This is a genomic window from Enterococcus sp. 4E1_DIV0656, assembly GCF_002140695.1.
GTDB lineage: Bacteria > Bacillota > Bacilli > Lactobacillales > Enterococcaceae > Enterococcus_D > Enterococcus_D entomosocium.
Map to the genome: position 1 here is coordinate 2,188,863 of NZ_NGLF01000001.1, position 15,426 is coordinate 2,204,288.

Here is a 15,426-nt window from a genome sequence, read left to right on the forward strand (position 1 = left end):
AGAAGTAGTTATTGTCGATGAATCAAAAAATCTTCTTTGACGAATAGAACTTATAGGAGGAATTAAGAATGGATGGATTAACAAGTTGGATGGAGAGACACATTCTCCCGGTTGCAGCTAAGATTGGTGCGCAAAAGCATTTGGTTGCCTTGCGGGATGCTTTTATCGGAATGATGCCAGCAACGATGGCTGGGGCAATTGCAGTATTACTGAACGCCTTCATGCGTGATTTTCCAAACACTTATCTTGGTGCGGACAATGCAATCACGAAATTTTTCACGCCAGTGATCGCAGTCAATGGTTTAGTTTGGACAGGTACCTTAGCAATTATGGCGGTTATCTTCTCAGCTTCATTCGGTTATAATTTAGCGAAGGCTTACAATGTTGATGCACTATCAGGTGCGTTGGTCTCTTTAGCAGCATTTATTATGGGTATTCCACAATCTGCTTCTCTTTCTTTAGCGTTAGAAGAAGCACTACCAGCAAACGTGGTAGACATGATCAACAGTACAAGTGCTACATCAGGATTTGCAGCAGATGGTTCAACGATCAGCGCTGCAGGCTGGGGCTACTTCCCATTTAGCGCCTATATGGGTGGCTCTGGATTGTTCACGGCAATCATCTTTGGTTTCGTTTCAGTTATTATCTTTGCAAAATTGATGCAAAAAAATATTATTATCAAAATGCCAGATTCAGTGCCACCAGCAGTTTCCCGTGCCTTTGCAGCGATTATCCCTGGGATTGCCGGACTATATGCTTCAGGTTTGATTTACTATCTATTTGAACGCTTTGTCGGTATGCCGATAATTGACTGGATCTCCGAATCGATCCAAAAACCATTATTGGGTCTCTCTCAAGGGTACTTTGCCGTATTTATCATTGTTTTACTTGTCCATGTCTTGTGGTTCTTTGGATTACATGGAACAAATATCATGGGACCTGTTCTACAATCGATCTACGGTGTGGCAATGGTTGAAAATACTAATGCTTATCAATTAGGGGAAGCTGTTCCTTATAAATGGGTAGCAGGTTCATTCGAAGCATTTGTTTGGCCTGGTGGAGCAGGTGTGACTTTAATGCTCTTGATCGCAATCTTGCTATTCTCTAAACGTGCCGACTATAAGACAGTTGGTAAACTAGGGATTGGACCTGGGTTGTTCAATATCAATGAACCAGTAATGTTTGGTCTACCAATCGTGTTAAACCCATTGTTTATCATTCCATTTATTGTTGCACCGTTAGTTACAGCAACGATTGCTTACTTTGCAACAACTTTAGGGTTAGTTGCACCAGTTGTGGTAAATGTGATTTGGGTAATGCCAACGATCCTAAGCGGCTTCTTAGCTACCGGTGGAGACTGGCGTGCGATCATCTTGACAATTATTAATTTGGCTGTAGCTTTATTGATCTGGGCACCATTTATTATTGCTGCCAACAAAATCAATCCAGCAGACCAAGAGAACTAATCAAATAAACTAGATGGGTGGCTTCACCCATCTAGCTATCTTTTTTAGGAGGAGAAAAAATGATTATTGTAAATTCCGCGATGCAACAAGACAACATCAAAGCATTACTTGAGTCTTTGACAGAAGGTGAGATCAAGTATACCTTTAAAGAAAAAAAAGGGATTCAGTTGATTTTTGAAACAACGGCAGAAGACAAAGAAAAAGCAGCGAAACTTGCCAAAGACGCAATCAAAAATACTGATTGGGGTCGAGTACTATACTTTAACGTCGTTAGTCAATAGTGAGGTGATATCATGTTTAAAAATGGATTGTTTTTTATAAGCATCGGTAGTATGTTATTTATATACAGCGCTAACGCGCAGTCAGGTGAATACCACTGGGTGAATCTCATCACGTCAGTCATTCTAATGGCTATTGGAGGAATCATGGCTTCAATTGGACACAAACGCAACAAGAAAGACAAGGAGGCGCAAGATGGAAATCACTAAAAAAATGAATGTACCCGCTGACTTTTTATATAAGACGATCATCGATTCCGTGTTACATGATATTAAACAAGCGACAGATCAAACACTTACTGAAGAGCAATTAGAAGGATACAGCTATCTTAAACAGTTTTATAAAGATAGTAATGCCACCATAACAATCGAAACGGTCAAGAAGAATCAAGCCTATGCGTTCCAAACAGCGACGAAAAAAAATACCTTCCGTGTACACTATCAAATTGAAGCGATAGATGACGCGCATTGCACCTTGCACTATGAAGAGAAAATGACTTCTGAAGGCATGATTCAGCAATTGAATGACATGCTCTTAGGCACGATTCTAGGATATTTCAAACGCAAGCAGTTTAAAAAAATGTTGAGTATGATGGAAGAAGCATATTAAGGGGTCGACTGACGCCTTTTTTGCGTTTCTTGCGTGTTTTTAAGTAGAGGAGATGAAGGAATGACAGATGTCAAAAAAATGACCGAATTCGGTTCGCAAGAAGTACTGGACTTGGTTTCTTATGCCTTTCAGTGGGAATTGAATGAAACAAATATCAAGCGCTATCGCAAGCTTGCGGAAAATTCTTGGAATTATGGTTCCTACGATGGGGATGGAAAATTAGCGAGCCAAATCATGGCAACGATTTTTGATGTGAATTTTCATGGAACGACCTATCCAATGGCAGGGATCGGTTTTGTGGCTTCGTATCCAGAGTATCGCAGCCAAGGTCGGATCGATCGGATCATGAAACAAATCATTAAAGATTGCTATGAACAAAAAATCGTTCTTTCCTATCTGGCACCTTTCTCCTTTGCGTTTTATCGCAGATATGGGTATGAGTACACTTTTGAACGGACGGTTTATGAAGTTGATGCGCATCAATGGCCCGATGGCAAGAAAGTGAATGGAACGATTCAACGCATGGATTGGGAGGAAGCACAGCCGATCATTCACGAGATTTATCATCAATTGCCGCGCCATCAAAAAGGCGGGCTGATTCGCCAACCCTGGTGGGAAGAAATCAAGTTTGTTTTGCGCCGACCGTATACGTTTGCGATTTATCGCAATGAAGCAGGGGTCCCTGAAGGCTACTTGATTTACTTTATCGATGGGGGACGTTTCGATATTCAAGAGTGGGGCTATTTGACCGCTGACGCGTATCAAGGATTTAATCGGTTTATCGTCTCTCATGCAGATTCAGTAGCACAGATTAACTATCGACCAGGGTTTGATGGGGAAGTCCTACAAGCAAACGCGGCCAAACCATTGTCTCACTACCAAGTGCGCCCGGACATGATGGCGCGCGTCATCGATGTGGAAGGGTTTCTAAAAAGTTATCCATTTACGATGAAAAAAGCTGGTCGTTTTGCCATAGAAATTCAAGGGGATGAATATGCCCCATGGAATAATGGGTGTTATGAAGTGACAATCGAAAACGCTCAGCATCAGGTCACGAAAACGATGGCCACCAAGCTGCCAAAAGCAACCTTGTCGATTCAGCGTTTTGTGCAGCTGTTCATGCAGGCACAATCCCTCGATTCTCTGGTCTTTTTCCAGCAAATGGAAACGGAGAAGGAAGCTGCAGTGATGATTCAGGAAAACTTACCAGACGGAAAGCCGATTCTGGAAGATTATTTCTAAGCAAATCGAGGCAGAGGTATTTACTTTCCAACAAAAAAAGATTCCTTAAAAATAAGGAATCTTTTTCTTCAAAAAACGTTCCCTGCCGGAATCGAACCAGCAACTAATCCTTAGGAGGGACTTGTTATATCCATTTAACTAAGGGAACACAATAGCTATATTTTACCTGTTATTCGTGTTTCTCGCAAGATGAGAAGGAAAAGAAAGGAAGAAAAACATGGTCAAACGATTGATAAGTGCAAACTATAGTGAAATCAAAGAAATGTCGGCGCAAGAATTGAAACAATCCATTAAAGCGAGCGAAGGACGAGTAATCGTCTGTGAAACGGTGGTTCAAACCATGCCGCAAGCTGGCGATATCACCAACGCAGAAGTCGCGGCAGCTTTTGGGGCTGACTTCATTTTGTTGAATGGGTTTGATTGTTATCGCCCAGCTATTTTTGGAATGCCAGATGTCACCGTGGATCAGCTACTGGATTCTACACAGCCGATTGAAAATCCGATTCCCCAATTAAAGCAACTGATTGGACGACCTGTCGGTATCAATCTTGAGCCGATCCCCGATACAACGGAAATGATGAGTGAAAAGATCAGCATCAGTCAAGGCCGAACAAGTTCGGTTGACACCATCAAAAAAGCCCAAGAACTCGGGGTGGACTTTCTCTGCTTTACAGGCAATCCTGGAACAGGTGTGACCAACCGAGAAATCGCTAAAGCAGTAAAATTGGCAAAAGAACATTTCTCTGGGTTGATTATCGCTGGAAAAATGCACAGTGCCGGCTCAGATGAGCCTGTGGTTGATCGAGAAGCCATCATTTCTTACGCTGAAGCTGGGGCAGATATTTTGTTACTGCCTTCCGTTGGATCGATTCAAGGCTTTCTAGAAAAGGATCTGATTGAAGCTGTTCAAATTGCCAAACAATATGACTTATTGACGATGTCAGCGATCGGAACGAGTCAAGAAAGCGCACGTCCAGAAACGTTGCGGCAATTAGCCATTATCAACAAAACCTGTGGGGTCGATCTGCAGCATATCGGTGATGCCGGCTATGGCGGCATGGCACCGACCGAAAATATTTTCGAAACATCGGTTGCAATTAGAGGCATGCGCCATACGATCAATCGTGTCGGGCGTTCAATTAATCGTTAAATCAGAAAAAATTACTAGCGAAGGAAAACGAAGAATCGTTCTGCTTCGCTTTTTGCGTTTTTTTCGCTAAGTTAGAAAGAAAGGAGGAAACACAAAATGAAACAAGCATTGATCATTTACGGAGGATGGGAAGGACACGCCCCAAAAGAAACCAGTCAGTTTTACCAAACGTTGCTGGAGTCAGAAGGATATCAGGTGACAATCGCCTCAGATTTTGAACCGCTCTATCATAAAGAAGAATTAAAAAGGCTGGATCTGTTGATCATGAATTGGACGCGTGGAGAATTACCTGATGAGCCGCTGCAAAATGTCACTCAGGCTGTAGCAGAAGGATTAGGATTAGCAGGAGTTCATGGCGGCTTTGCTTCGGCTTTTCAAGCCAGTAAAGGCTGGTTGTTTCTGACTGGCGGCTGTTTTTTGGCACATCCTGGCGGCTTGGAAACGACCTATAGCATCGATCTTACGACAAATCACTATATTACGGCAAATACGCAATCGATCCCTCAGTTGACGACGGAGCAATACTATTGTCTGGTTGATCCAGCCGTCACTGTGTTAGCTACCTCAACATTTGCCGCTAAAGATCATCCGAATGCAGCTAACCAAGAAGTCATACTGCCAATGATGTGGATCAAAAAATGGGGCAAGGGCAGAGTCTTTTTCCAATCTGTTGGACACAGTCTAAAAGAGCTGAAAGAGCCGACCATTCAGACTTGGACCAAGCGAGGCTTTCTATGGGCCACCAGAAACACATTGACAGATCCGTTGAAGAATAGTCGGTATAGTGAGTCATCAGAAAAACGAATGAGGAAATAAACTCGTGCAATCGTTTTACTTTATGGAAGAAAATAAGCATGGTACACTTTATTTGTATTTGATTAAGCAGGAGGTAATGTGGAATGGGAAAATTTGGAAAAAGTTTTTTATCGCAGGTAATATCTGACGGAATCAAAGGACCATTTGTCACGATCATGCTCAATACGCATGTCGGCCACCAGAATGTCGAAAAGGATCAAATCAAATTTAAGAACTTTGCCAAAGATGCGAAGCGCCGCTTTGAAAAGAAATACCCAGAACATTCTTGGGATCTTTTTCAAACGAAAATTGATGAACTGCTTGCAGATCAATCATTTTGGCGCAACAGTACAACAAGTGTGGCGGTGATTATCACCCCAGAAGAGGTACTGGTCCATCGGTTAAGTATTCGTGTGGATGATCAATATTACGTAGGGGAAACCCCTTATGTATTAGCTGTCATCAAAAATGCACAATTTAATTACCCATTTTATCTCTTAGCGTTGAATCGCGATTCAATGCAAGTCTATCAAGTTGAAAACAATCAAGTGCGTGAAGTCGAGTTGCCAGAAGAGGCACCGACGACGATTGAAAAAGCGCTGGGGGAAGAAGTCACTGGTGGTGGTAACTTTAATTACAGTGCTCAAGGTGGCCCTAACTCAGGGGGAGAAGGCGTTGCTTATCACGGCTTTAGTGCCAAAGATGAAGAAGTCGAGATCGATCACGTCAACTACTACCAAGCAGTTGATGCATTTTTCAAGAATGATTTTTCAAACGAAGAGCATTTACCAATGTATCTGTTTGCATTACCAGAAAATCAAACGCTGTTTAAAAAAGTGGCAAAAACGAACTTTTTCAAAGCAGATCCAAGTATTTCTTCTTCACCAGCGTCGTTATCTTTGAAAGAGATCCAAACGTGTACGCAAAAGCTGATTGCGGAGTTGACACAAAAAGAAGTTGGGGAATACGGCAAGCTGTTGGATCGAAAATTTATTGACCAATTGGTTGATATCGTGCCTGCAGCCAAAGAAGGCCGGATCGCCAATCTGTTTGTGGCTACCTCAAATCTCGCCGATGGGTTTGGAGAAGATCCTGATACAGAGTATGATCGTCGCCAAGTGTTAAATACGCTGGCAATCGATGTTTTAGAAAACGGCGGTGAGGTATCTATCTTGGAACAAAAAGATGCCCCTGGAGAAAAAAGTTTGACGGCGATTTTGCGTTACTAAACGCAGTTGCGACATTCGTAAATAAATCGTTTCCAAAAAAGAGAAGACTGTTGCAGATCTTTAATGCAGCAGTCTTTTTGCGAATCATAAAAAATTTAAGGCGTTTTCATTTTTTTTGATTTTCTATTAGTCATAATGAAGATAATGTGCTATAATACAAAGTGTAGTTTTTGTTACGGTAAATTATGGTAGCTTGTTTCATCTTAAACATCTTCCACATTTTCACCTTATACAAGTAATTGCAAAATATGTGTATAAACACAAGGAGGATTTTTATTATGGAAACAGGTACAGTTAAATGGTTTAACTCAGACAAAGGTTTTGGATTCATCACTGCAGAAAACGGTAACGATGTATTCGTTCATTTCTCAGCTATCCAAGGCGAAGGCTTCAAAACTTTAGAAGAAGGTCAAGCAGTGACTTTCGATATCGAAGACGGACAACGTGGCCCTCAAGCGACTAACGTTAACAAAGCATAATTAGTGAATGCCTTTTAAGAGCAGCTTAGCTGCTCTTTTTTTGTGCGCGAGATAGTTGCTTGCAGACAAAGGAGTTGTTATACTCTTAAAAAAAGGAGGCACATTTATGGGGTTGAATGAATTTATTCTCGGATTGGCTAATTTAGAGAAGATCCAACGAGCGCCGGGTTTTTTTAAGTTTACTGAGCACAGTGTCGCTGCTCATTCATTTCGAGTAACGATGATTGCCCAGACCTTAGCTGATATCGAAGAAAAGGCGGGGAATCAAGTCAATTGGCAAATTCTCTACGAAAAAGCCTTGAATCATGATTACACCGAACGTTTCATCGGTGATATCAAAACGCCGGTCAAATATGCGAACAAAGAATTGCGGGCAATGTTATCAACCGTTGAAGAAAAAATGACCGATGCCTTCATCGAAGAAGAAATTCCAGGAAGCTTTCAAGCAACGTATCGCAGACGCTTAGCGGATGGCAAAGACAACAGCCTTGAAGGGCAGCTATTAGCAATTGCGGATAAGATCGATCTTTTGTATGAATCTTTTGAAGAGATCTCAAAAAGCAACCCAGATAAAGTATACAAAGAAATGTTTCGAGAGGCCGTTTTAACCGTCAAAGAGTTTCAGCATCGACCGTGTGTCACTTATTTCTTTGAAGCCATTTTTCCAGAGTTACTAAATGCAGATTTTTATGGCAAGACTGCTTTTCTAGAAGAAATCGCGGCTTTGGTGGAAAAATAACCCAAACGAAAAAACGAAAAATCAAGAAATGATCCATCTCAAGGGCTTCAATGAAACAAGTGAGGGGATCAGGTTTGATTTTTCGTTTTTTTGTTGGATTAAAGCAAAGATTCTGCTCCATCAATATAGACTTCCGTTCCAGAAATATTGCCGGCAGCCTCTGAAGATAGAAAAAGCACAAGGTTGGCGACTTGTTCTGGCACGCCTGTTTCTTGCTTTAATGGTCGAGAACGTTCTGGATATTTGACGGGGATCTCAACGCGAGCAACCTCTTCTTCAATTTCTGTGCTGGCATCGATATTCGTCGCGATCGCCCCAGGGCAGATGGCATTGACCCGAATATTATAACCAGAAAGTTCCAGCGCAGCCATTTTTGTAAAGGCGACTTGACCTGCCTTAGACGTACTGTAAGCAGTCGCACCAAAATTGCTGAAGATGCGGTTTCCATTGACTGAACTCGTAATGACAATGCTGCCACCGTTCGTTTTCATAAAGGGAATGGCTGCTTTGACGGTAATAAAGGTACTACGTAAGTTTGTGTTGATCGTCTGATCCCATTCTGCCACTGTCAGCTCTTCGATCGGTGTCCAGGTACCGTTGATGCCGGCATTGACATGGAGTACATCGAGACCGCCTAGTTCTTCTACAAGACCACTTATTGCTTCTTGCAGCTTATCCGCTTCAGTGACGTCAACAGCTCGATAATGGGCTTGTGCTTGATAGTCAGCAAGAAACTCCTGCAGCTCTTCTTCGTTGCGATCAATTAACCCAACAAGTGCGCCCTGTGCTAGAAATTGTTCTGCCACCGCTTTTCCAATCCCTGAAGCAGCCCCCGTTACAATCACTCGTTTGTTTTTGAAATCATTCATTTTTTTCGCCTCCTTACAGTAAATTATAAAAAAGATCCCTTTTTTTGTCGAAAAAAGCGATCAGCGAACAGCAACAAACTTCTTCAGCTAGGAAACGCCAATGGTTGGTTTTCTAATTTTACCTCCCGAGAACCCTCTTATCTAGTGGGAAAACAGATGTAATCGCCATTGATTTTGTAGTATAATGCAGACAGTGTGCAAGGAGGAATACAATGAAACCCATATACGCTGTGGTGGATCTTGAAACAACAGGAACCGATTCGACGATTGATCGAATTATTCAATTTGGCTGTGTCTTAGTCCAAGATGACAAGATCATCAATCGTTTTGCCGCAGATATCAACCCTGACCGCAGAATTTCTAAGCAAATTCAACGATTGACACACATCACAAACCAACAAGTAAGCAAAGCGCCATATTTCGAAGACGTAGCTGATACGATCTATAACTTACTCAGCAACACGATTTTTGTGGCGCATAATATTTATTTTGATTATCATTTTTTAAGCAATGAATTTGTGCGTTGCGGGCTACCGCCTTTATCACTTCCCGGAATCGATACGGTGGAATTGGCGCAAGTGTTTCTACCAACAGAAAGCAGCTTTCGTTTAGGCGATCTGGCAGATAGCATCGGCTTTCGTCATGATAACCCGCATCAAGCTGATAGTGATGCAGAAGTGACCGCAGCTTTATTTTTGTATATCGAAGCGATCATGCGAGAACTGCCCCGAACGACCCTTAAACAAATTGCGCTTTTAAGCGGTCAAATGGGCATGCAAACGAGTGACTATATCCATGGAATCTTAAAAGAAAAAGGCCCAGAGTTGGCAGAAGATTTAGAAGTGATCGACGGTATCGTCTTGCGGAAAAAGACCGTCCCGCTTTTTGAATCTACGCATTTTCAAGAAACGTATCCGAAAGTTAAAACGGAAAAAGAACAGCGCTTTGGCCAGCACTTAGTCTATCGGAAACAACAAGCACGCTTGATGAATGCAGTGTATACGCATTACACCCAGCCAGAGAAAAATCTGATCATTGAAGCAGAAACAGGCATGGGGAAAACCATTGGTTACTTGTTTCCAGCCGCCTATTTAGTGATACCAGAAAATCCGTTGATCGTTAGTACCTCTTCAATTCTATTGCAAAATCAAATCATCAACAAAGACATTCCTTTGGTAAACCAAGTACTGCAGCAACCTTTGCAAGCAGTTTTGGTCAAAAGTCATCGTCATTACATTGATTTGCAGCGTTTTAAAGCGACCCTTGATCAACCGATAGAGCAAAAGCAATATGCGCAATACCAAATGGGGATCTTAGTTTGGCTAACTAAAACAGAAACGGGGGATTTCGATGAATTGAACTTGGTTCGACTTGATCATCCTTTATTTACCGACATCCGCCATCGCGGCGTTGCTTTTTTAGCCAAAGATCAACCCTTCTATGAACAAGATTTTGTCCGCCATTTATATCGGCGGATGGCGCAAAGCAATGTTTTGATCGTCAACCATGCCTTTTTGATGCAGGAAAACCGGCGAGCGCAGCCACTGTTGCCAACGAGTGATTACTTATTGATTGATGAAGCCCAACAGTTGCCGCAACAAGCAGAAGGCTTTAGTCAACATGTCTTTGACTCTGCTCACTTCAAGCGGCAGTTTTTACAGCTAAATGAAGAAGGGCTATTTGAAGAAATTGCCCAAATCATTACCGAGGATGACTTTCTGCAACGGATGTTCTCGTTGTATCGAAACGCGTTGTCGATCTTGGTCGAAACACAAGAACAGTATTTTCGCAGTTTGTCGATCGATGCGCCAGAGCTACAAGTCGTGCACCATGACGACCTCTATGATGGCACGTTAGAACAAGACAAGCTGCATCAGAAATTGAGCCTTTACTATCAAGAAATCAATGAGATCCAACAACAGTTGCGTCAGCGATTCGAGTTGACCAATGATCGGTGGTATGCAAGACAACGAATCGTGATTGCTCGTTTGTTTGATTTCTTTGGTCAAATGGAAACCCAGGAACAAACGGTGACCGCATGGTTGACTTGGTGGCATCCTCGTTACGTTCATTGGTTGAAAAAGCATCCCCAGTCAGGAAATGCTGTGATTGAATTAGCTGATCTAGAAGGGCATTCGATCGTGGAAAGCACGTGGTATCAACGCTATCAGCACATCATTTATCTTGGGGGGACATTGAAGATCCCAGGAAATAAAGAATATTTTGCCCATCAGATTGGCTTGACCGATGTGCCAGTCAAAACGATTCCCGCTTTTTATGACTACAGCAAACAAACTCGACTCTATGTAGTTAAAAAAGGACTCTCGATCCAACAAGCATCAGCTGCCGAATACGCGGATTATTTAGTCGAAGCGTTAGTCCCAATTTTGTTTGACAATCCGCAACCAGCGCTTGTGTTGTTTACGGCGCACGAAACTTTGAAAAATGTCTATGATCGATTGAATAAAAAAGCCCTGCATTATGGCAGAGAAATCGTTGCTCAAGGAACTGGCGGAACCCGTGAGAAAATCTTAAAGAAATTTTTATTAGCGGAAAATGGCATCTTATTAGGGACTAGCAGTTTTTGGGAAGGGGTCGACCTACCAGGTCAGGCCTTGAAGATCGCTGTGGTGACTCGCTTACCTTTTGAGAATCCTAAGCAACCAATGGTCCAAGCACGGCATGCCTTCTTGGAAGCAGAAGGCATCGATTCTTTCAAAGAAGATGCCTTACCTAAAGCGATTCTACGGCTACGCCAAGCGTTGGGGCGCTTGATCCGTTCTGAAGAGGATACAGGCGTGATGGTCGTCCTTGATCGACGCTTGTTATCAACGAAGTATGGCAAACGGATGGTCAAAGGTCTACCTAAAAACTTACCTCTGATTGAAGCTAGTCCAACCGAAATTGCCGAAGATATTCAACATTTTTTTGCGCAAGAGGAAAAAGCGGCGGTTGATTTTGAAAAATGAGTCGAACATCTGATATAATGAGTTTTATTTAAGATTGGAGTACGAAGTGTGAAAACAAAAGACAAAGAACATCGGCGAGTGATTATTTTGCTGAGTGCGATCACGGTTTTACTGGTCGTTATTCTCTTCGCTTCTATTTTCTATCTCCGTTCTTCTCGTCCAATGCGGCAAGCAAGAAACGAAGCGATCGAAATAGCAGAAAGATACACCGATTTAGCAGAGGTCGAACAATTTTATTGGTTCACCCGTGAGGAAACATCTTTTAGCATTGTTGGAAAAGATACGAATAACAATGAGATCGTCGTGATCATTCCTAAAAGCGGCGAAAAGGTTTCCGTTTTTAATCAAGGGGATGGATTGACGGAAGCACAGGCCAAGGCCTTCGTTCGCGACAACCATCAAGGGCAGGAAATCCAAAAAGCAGCATTGGGTATTTTTAAAGGCGAGCCCGCTTGGGAAGTCATGACTAAAGACGACCAAGGCCGCTTGAACTATTATTTGATTGGTTTCAAAGATGGAGAAGAAATCAAAGCGGTCACTGAACTATAAAAAGGCGCTTTTGATAGACAGAAATTTGGATCGTAGGAAGGATGATAAACATGGTACTTTCAAAAAGAGCAGAAAAATTAGAACCCTCCGCTACGTTAGCGGCATCTGCTAAGGCAAAAGCATTAGCAGACCAAGGTGTAGACGTATTAAGTCTAACCGTCGGTGAGCCCGACTTTATTACCCCGAAGAACATTCGCCAAGCAGCGATTGCAGCGATTGAGAGCGGCAAAGCTAGTTTTTATACAGCAACTGCTGGGATTCCAGAGCTAAAACAGGCGATTCTTGCTTATATGAAAGAGTTTTATGGTGCTGACTATGATTCAAACCAAGTGATCGTGACAGATGGCGCGAAATTTGCTTTGTATACGTTGTTTCAAGCGCTTCTTGATGAAGAGGATGAAGTACTTATTCCAGTTCCTTACTGGGTCAGTTATGCGGAACAAGTCCGTTTAGCAGAAGGGACACCTGTGTTTGTTGAAGCTAAGCAATCAGCAGATTTTAAAGTTTCTGTTGCTCAATTAGAAGCCGCTCGTACAGAGCAAACGAAAGCCATCATTTTAAACTCGCCTGCCAACCCAACAGGGGCGATATACTCAAAAGAAGAATTAACGGCAATCGGCAACTGGGCAGTGGAAAATAATATTTGGATCATAGCGGATGATATCTATGGTCGTTTGGTTTATAACGGCAATACCTTTACATCAATCGCTAGTCTATCAGAAGAGATCCGCAAACAAACCATCGTGATCAACGGCGTTTCTAAAACCTATTCTATGACTGGGTGGCGGATCGGATTTGCTGTCGGCGATGCAAAAATCATCAAAGCGATGGTCGATATCGCTTCCCAAGCTACCAGCAACCCGCCGGCTGCTAGCCAATACGCTGCAGTTGAGGCACTGACTGGTAATCAAGAATCGATCGAAGTGATGCGTCAGGCCTTCGAAGAACGCTTGAACAAACTATATCCGCTAATTGCCGCTATTCCTGGTTTTCAGGTGACGAAACCCCAAGGCGCTTTTTACTTGTTCCCAAATGTCAAAGAAGCCATGACAATGTGCGGCTATCAAACCATTGATGCCTTCGTAGAAGCTTTACTAATGGAAGCCCACGTGGCAGTAGTGACTGGTGCTGGTTTTGGCACACCGGATTATTTACGGATCAGCTATGCAACTGATTGGGACACGTTAGCGGAAGCTACCAAACGAATCCATGATTTTGTTGAAAAGAAGCGCCAAAAAGCTTAAAATGCTCTATGGTGCCTTTATTAATTAGATAGGAGAGAATCAAGTGGAATCTATTCAAATTTTAGATGCAAAAAAACACGTTGGCGAAACCGTTCAAATCGGCGCATGGGTTGCTAACAAACGTTCTAGCGGCAAGATCGCCTTCTTACAACTTCGCGACGGAACAGCGTATTTCCAAGGAATCGTTGTAAAAAGTGAAGTAGGTGAGGAAGTTTTCCAATTAGCGAAAAATTTAAATCAGGAAACTGCCGTACTGGTCACGGGGGAAATCAGAGAAGACAGCCGCTCAAAATTTGGCTATGAAATTGGCATTTCTGGTTTAGAAGTTGTCGGTGAAAGCCACGATTACCCAATTACACCAAAAGAACACGGAACAGATTTCTTGATGGACCATCGTCATTTATGGTTGCGTTCCTCAAAACAACACGCCATCATGCAAATCAGAAACGAAATCATCCGGGCAACGTATGAATTCTTCAACAAGAATGGCTTCATCAAAATCGATCCACCGATCCTAACCGGATCAGCACCAGAAGGAACGACCGATTTATTTGAAACCAACTATTTCGATCAAAAAGCATATCTATCTCAGTCCGGTCAATTGTACATGGAAGCTGCCGCTATGGCGTTTGGCAAAGTCTTTTCTTTTGGACCAACCTTCCGTGCCGAAAAATCAAAGACACGTCGTCACTTGATTGAATTTTGGATGATTGAACCAGAAATGGCCTTTATGCACCAAGAAGAAAGTTTAGAAGTCCAAGAGCAGTACGTGGCATTCTTAGTGCAAAATGTGCTCGATAACTGTGACTATGCGTTAGACGTCTTAGGTCGTGACCGTGAAGTCTTGAAAAAATATACCAAATTACCATTCCCAAGAATCTCTTACGATGATGCAGTGGAATTATTACAAAAGAACGGCTTTGATGATATTCAATGGGGCGATGACTTTGGCTCACCACATGAGACTTTTATTGCCAATTCATTCGATCAGCCCGTCTTTATCTTAAACTATCCAAAAGCCATCAAACCTTTCTATATGAAGCCACATCCAACGAGAGAAGATGTCGTGATCTGTGCCGATATGATCGCACCAGAAGGCTATGGCGAGATCATAGGTGGTTCTGAACGTGCCATCGATCATGAATACCTCCTAGAGCAAATCCGCGCCCACGGCTTAGACGAAAACGAATACTCATGGTATTTAGACCTACGCAAGTACGGCTCAGTTCCTCACACCGGCTTTGGACTTGGACTAGAACGGACCGTTACCTGGTTATCAGGAATCGAGCACGTAAGAGAATCCATTCCGTTTCCACGGTTGTTGAATCGGATTTATCCGTAAAGAAATGATTTAATTTCTGTAGATTAATAGACCAGTTCTTTTTTATATTTGAGAACTGGTTTTAATTCTTTAATACTTTATACTAAAAAATATGTAGAAATTGTTGGTTAAAAATGTGAACGGCTAATATAAGCATCCTTTTTAATAAGATTGAAAATAGAAGAGTGGGGACATGGAAAAATTATATGTAAAAGCTGAGAATGGACGTTTTGTTCTTCAGACTGAAAACTCTGAGCTAACAAATTTAGTTCTAAAAAACAAAAAAGGAGTTACGACCTTTAATAAAATTGATAGTCTAACATGGTACGTTGAAGTAAATGATGTAGCCAACCTAATGACTATAAAGCAAGAAGACCGCGTTAATATTTATTATGGCGATAATTCAAAAGAAATATCCATAGATAATTTTGATATTCAATTTGTAAATTCGCCACAACTGCTTGCAGGTGATACTTTAATATATTT

At 42.1% G+C, this 15,426-nt stretch carries 15 protein-coding genes, 1 tRNA gene and 1 pseudogene; 15 read left to right on the forward strand and 2 right to left on the reverse strand.

Features of this window, described 5'->3' with window-relative positions; translation table 11 throughout:
* Positions 1 to 68: 68 nt before the first annotated feature.
* Genes A5882_RS10340 through eis form a run of 5 tightly spaced genes read left to right on the forward strand, consistent with a single transcriptional unit; the run spans position 69 to position 3,596 of the window.
* Entirely contained in the window at positions 69 to 1,466 is a 1,398-nt protein-coding gene (locus tag A5882_RS10340; RefSeq protein ID WP_005236948.1) for a PTS sugar transporter subunit IIC, read from the forward strand.
* 59 nt (positions 1,467 to 1,525) lie between these two features.
* Positions 1,526 to 1,747: a hypothetical protein gene (locus A5882_RS10345; protein ID WP_005236947.1), complete on the forward strand. Its 222-nt coding sequence runs from the start codon at positions 1,526 to 1,528 to the stop codon at positions 1,745 to 1,747.
* 12 nt (positions 1,748 to 1,759) lie between these two features.
* Positions 1,760 to 1,954, forward strand: coding sequence for a hypothetical protein (locus A5882_RS10350; protein WP_005236946.1), 195 nt, complete (start codon positions 1,760 to 1,762; stop codon positions 1,952 to 1,954).
* The gene (locus A5882_RS10355; protein WP_086317024.1) at positions 1,941 to 2,354 is read left to right on the forward strand and encodes a DUF3284 domain-containing protein; all 414 of its coding nucleotides are present in this window, start codon (positions 1,941 to 1,943) and stop codon (positions 2,352 to 2,354) included. Before A5882_RS10350 ends, A5882_RS10355 begins: the two co-directional genes overlap by 14 nt.
* A 60-nt stretch (positions 2,355 to 2,414) precedes the next feature.
* Complete coding sequence (gene eis / locus A5882_RS10360) at positions 2,415 to 3,596, forward strand: enhanced intracellular survival protein Eis (protein WP_086372711.1); 1,182 nt, start codon at positions 2,415 to 2,417, stop codon at positions 3,594 to 3,596.
* 76 nt (positions 3,597 to 3,672) lie between these two features.
* On the opposite strand, the gene A5882_RS10365 is transcribed toward eis, so the two are convergent.
* Positions 3,673 to 3,744, reverse strand: a tRNA-Arg gene (locus A5882_RS10365).
* 69 nt (positions 3,745 to 3,813) lie between these two features.
* On the opposite strand from A5882_RS10365, the gene A5882_RS10370 reads away from it, so the two are divergent.
* The 5 genes from A5882_RS10370 (at position 3,814) to A5882_RS10390 (ending at position 7,988) form a co-directional block, all read left to right on the forward strand.
* The gene (locus A5882_RS10370) at positions 3,814 to 4,746 is read left to right on the forward strand and encodes a PEP phosphonomutase (protein WP_086372712.1); all 933 of its coding nucleotides are present in this window, start codon (positions 3,814 to 3,816) and stop codon (positions 4,744 to 4,746) included.
* 96 nt (positions 4,747 to 4,842) lie between these two features.
* The gene (locus A5882_RS10375; RefSeq protein ID WP_086372713.1) at positions 4,843 to 5,562 is read left to right on the forward strand and encodes a ThuA domain-containing protein; all 720 of its coding nucleotides are present in this window, start codon (positions 4,843 to 4,845) and stop codon (positions 5,560 to 5,562) included.
* Between the two features lie 83 nt (positions 5,563 to 5,645).
* Positions 5,646 to 6,770: a hypothetical protein gene (locus tag A5882_RS10380; protein ID WP_008381145.1), complete on the forward strand. Its 1,125-nt coding sequence runs from the start codon at positions 5,646 to 5,648 to the stop codon at positions 6,768 to 6,770.
* 278 nt (positions 6,771 to 7,048) lie between these two features.
* Entirely contained in the window at positions 7,049 to 7,249 is a 201-nt protein-coding gene (locus A5882_RS10385; RefSeq protein ID WP_003126918.1) for a cold-shock protein, read from the forward strand.
* 106 nt (positions 7,250 to 7,355) lie between these two features.
* Positions 7,356 to 7,988 (forward strand): YfbR-like 5'-deoxynucleotidase, encoded by a 633-nt coding sequence (locus A5882_RS10390; RefSeq protein WP_008381147.1) that lies wholly within the window; start codon positions 7,356 to 7,358, stop codon positions 7,986 to 7,988.
* Between the two features lie 98 nt (positions 7,989 to 8,086).
* On the opposite strand, the gene A5882_RS10395 is transcribed toward A5882_RS10390, so the two are convergent.
* Positions 8,087 to 8,857, reverse strand: coding sequence for an SDR family NAD(P)-dependent oxidoreductase (locus A5882_RS10395; protein ID WP_008381149.1), 771 nt, complete (start codon positions 8,855 to 8,857; stop codon positions 8,087 to 8,089).
* A gap of 212 nt (positions 8,858 to 9,069) precedes the next feature.
* Between A5882_RS10395 and A5882_RS10400 the strand changes: the two genes are divergently transcribed.
* The 5 genes and pseudogenes from A5882_RS10400 to A5882_RS10420 form a co-directional block, all read left to right on the forward strand.
* Entirely contained in the window at positions 9,070 to 11,826 is a 2,757-nt protein-coding gene (locus A5882_RS10400) for a helicase C-terminal domain-containing protein (RefSeq protein WP_086372714.1), read from the forward strand.
* A 48-nt stretch (positions 11,827 to 11,874) separates the two neighbouring features.
* Entirely contained in the window at positions 11,875 to 12,375 is a 501-nt protein-coding gene (locus A5882_RS10405) for a DUF5590 domain-containing protein (RefSeq protein WP_005236934.1), read from the forward strand.
* Positions 12,376 to 12,425: 50 nt separating this feature from the next.
* Positions 12,426 to 13,619: a pyridoxal phosphate-dependent aminotransferase gene (locus A5882_RS10410; protein ID WP_008381156.1), complete on the forward strand. Its 1,194-nt coding sequence runs from the start codon at positions 12,426 to 12,428 to the stop codon at positions 13,617 to 13,619.
* Positions 13,620 to 13,662: 43 nt separating this feature from the next.
* Complete coding sequence (gene asnS / locus A5882_RS10415; protein ID WP_005236932.1) at positions 13,663 to 14,961, forward strand: asparagine--tRNA ligase; 1,299 nt, start codon at positions 13,663 to 13,665, stop codon at positions 14,959 to 14,961.
* Between the two features lie 172 nt (positions 14,962 to 15,133).
* Positions 15,134 to 15,426 (forward strand): annotated as a pseudogene (locus A5882_RS10420) (hypothetical protein); the annotation flags it as partial.

Bases quoted from the DNA above. Each gene is read 5' to 3' on its own strand.
- A5882_RS10340 (WP_005236948.1), top strand. From the start codon at position 69: ATGGATGGATTAACAAGTTGGATGGAGAGACACATTCTCCCGGTTGCA.
- A5882_RS10385 (WP_003126918.1), top strand. From the start codon at position 7,049: ATGGAAACAGGTACAGTTAAATGGTTTAACTCAGACAAAGGTTTTGGA.
- A5882_RS10355 (WP_086317024.1), top strand. From the start codon at position 1,941: ATGGAAATCACTAAAAAAATGAATGTACCCGCTGACTTTTTATATAAG.
- A5882_RS10345 (WP_005236947.1), top strand. From the start codon at position 1,526: ATGATTATTGTAAATTCCGCGATGCAACAAGACAACATCAAAGCATTA.
- A5882_RS10350 (WP_005236946.1), top strand. From the start codon at position 1,760: ATGTTTAAAAATGGATTGTTTTTTATAAGCATCGGTAGTATGTTATTT.
- A5882_RS10380 (WP_008381145.1), top strand. From the start codon at position 5,646: ATGGGAAAATTTGGAAAAAGTTTTTTATCGCAGGTAATATCTGACGGA.
- A5882_RS10370 (WP_086372712.1), top strand. From the start codon at position 3,814: ATGGTCAAACGATTGATAAGTGCAAACTATAGTGAAATCAAAGAAATG.
- A5882_RS10375 (WP_086372713.1), top strand. From the start codon at position 4,843: ATGAAACAAGCATTGATCATTTACGGAGGATGGGAAGGACACGCCCCA.
- A5882_RS10410 (WP_008381156.1), top strand. From the start codon at position 12,426: ATGGTACTTTCAAAAAGAGCAGAAAAATTAGAACCCTCCGCTACGTTA.
- A5882_RS10390 (WP_008381147.1), top strand. From the start codon at position 7,356: ATGGGGTTGAATGAATTTATTCTCGGATTGGCTAATTTAGAGAAGATC.
- A5882_RS10395 (WP_008381149.1), bottom strand. From the start codon at position 8,857: ATGAATGATTTCAAAAACAAACGAGTGATTGTAACGGGGGCTGCTTCA.
- eis (WP_086372711.1), top strand. From the start codon at position 2,415: ATGACAGATGTCAAAAAAATGACCGAATTCGGTTCGCAAGAAGTACTG.
- A5882_RS10400 (WP_086372714.1), top strand. From the start codon at position 9,070: ATGAAACCCATATACGCTGTGGTGGATCTTGAAACAACAGGAACCGAT.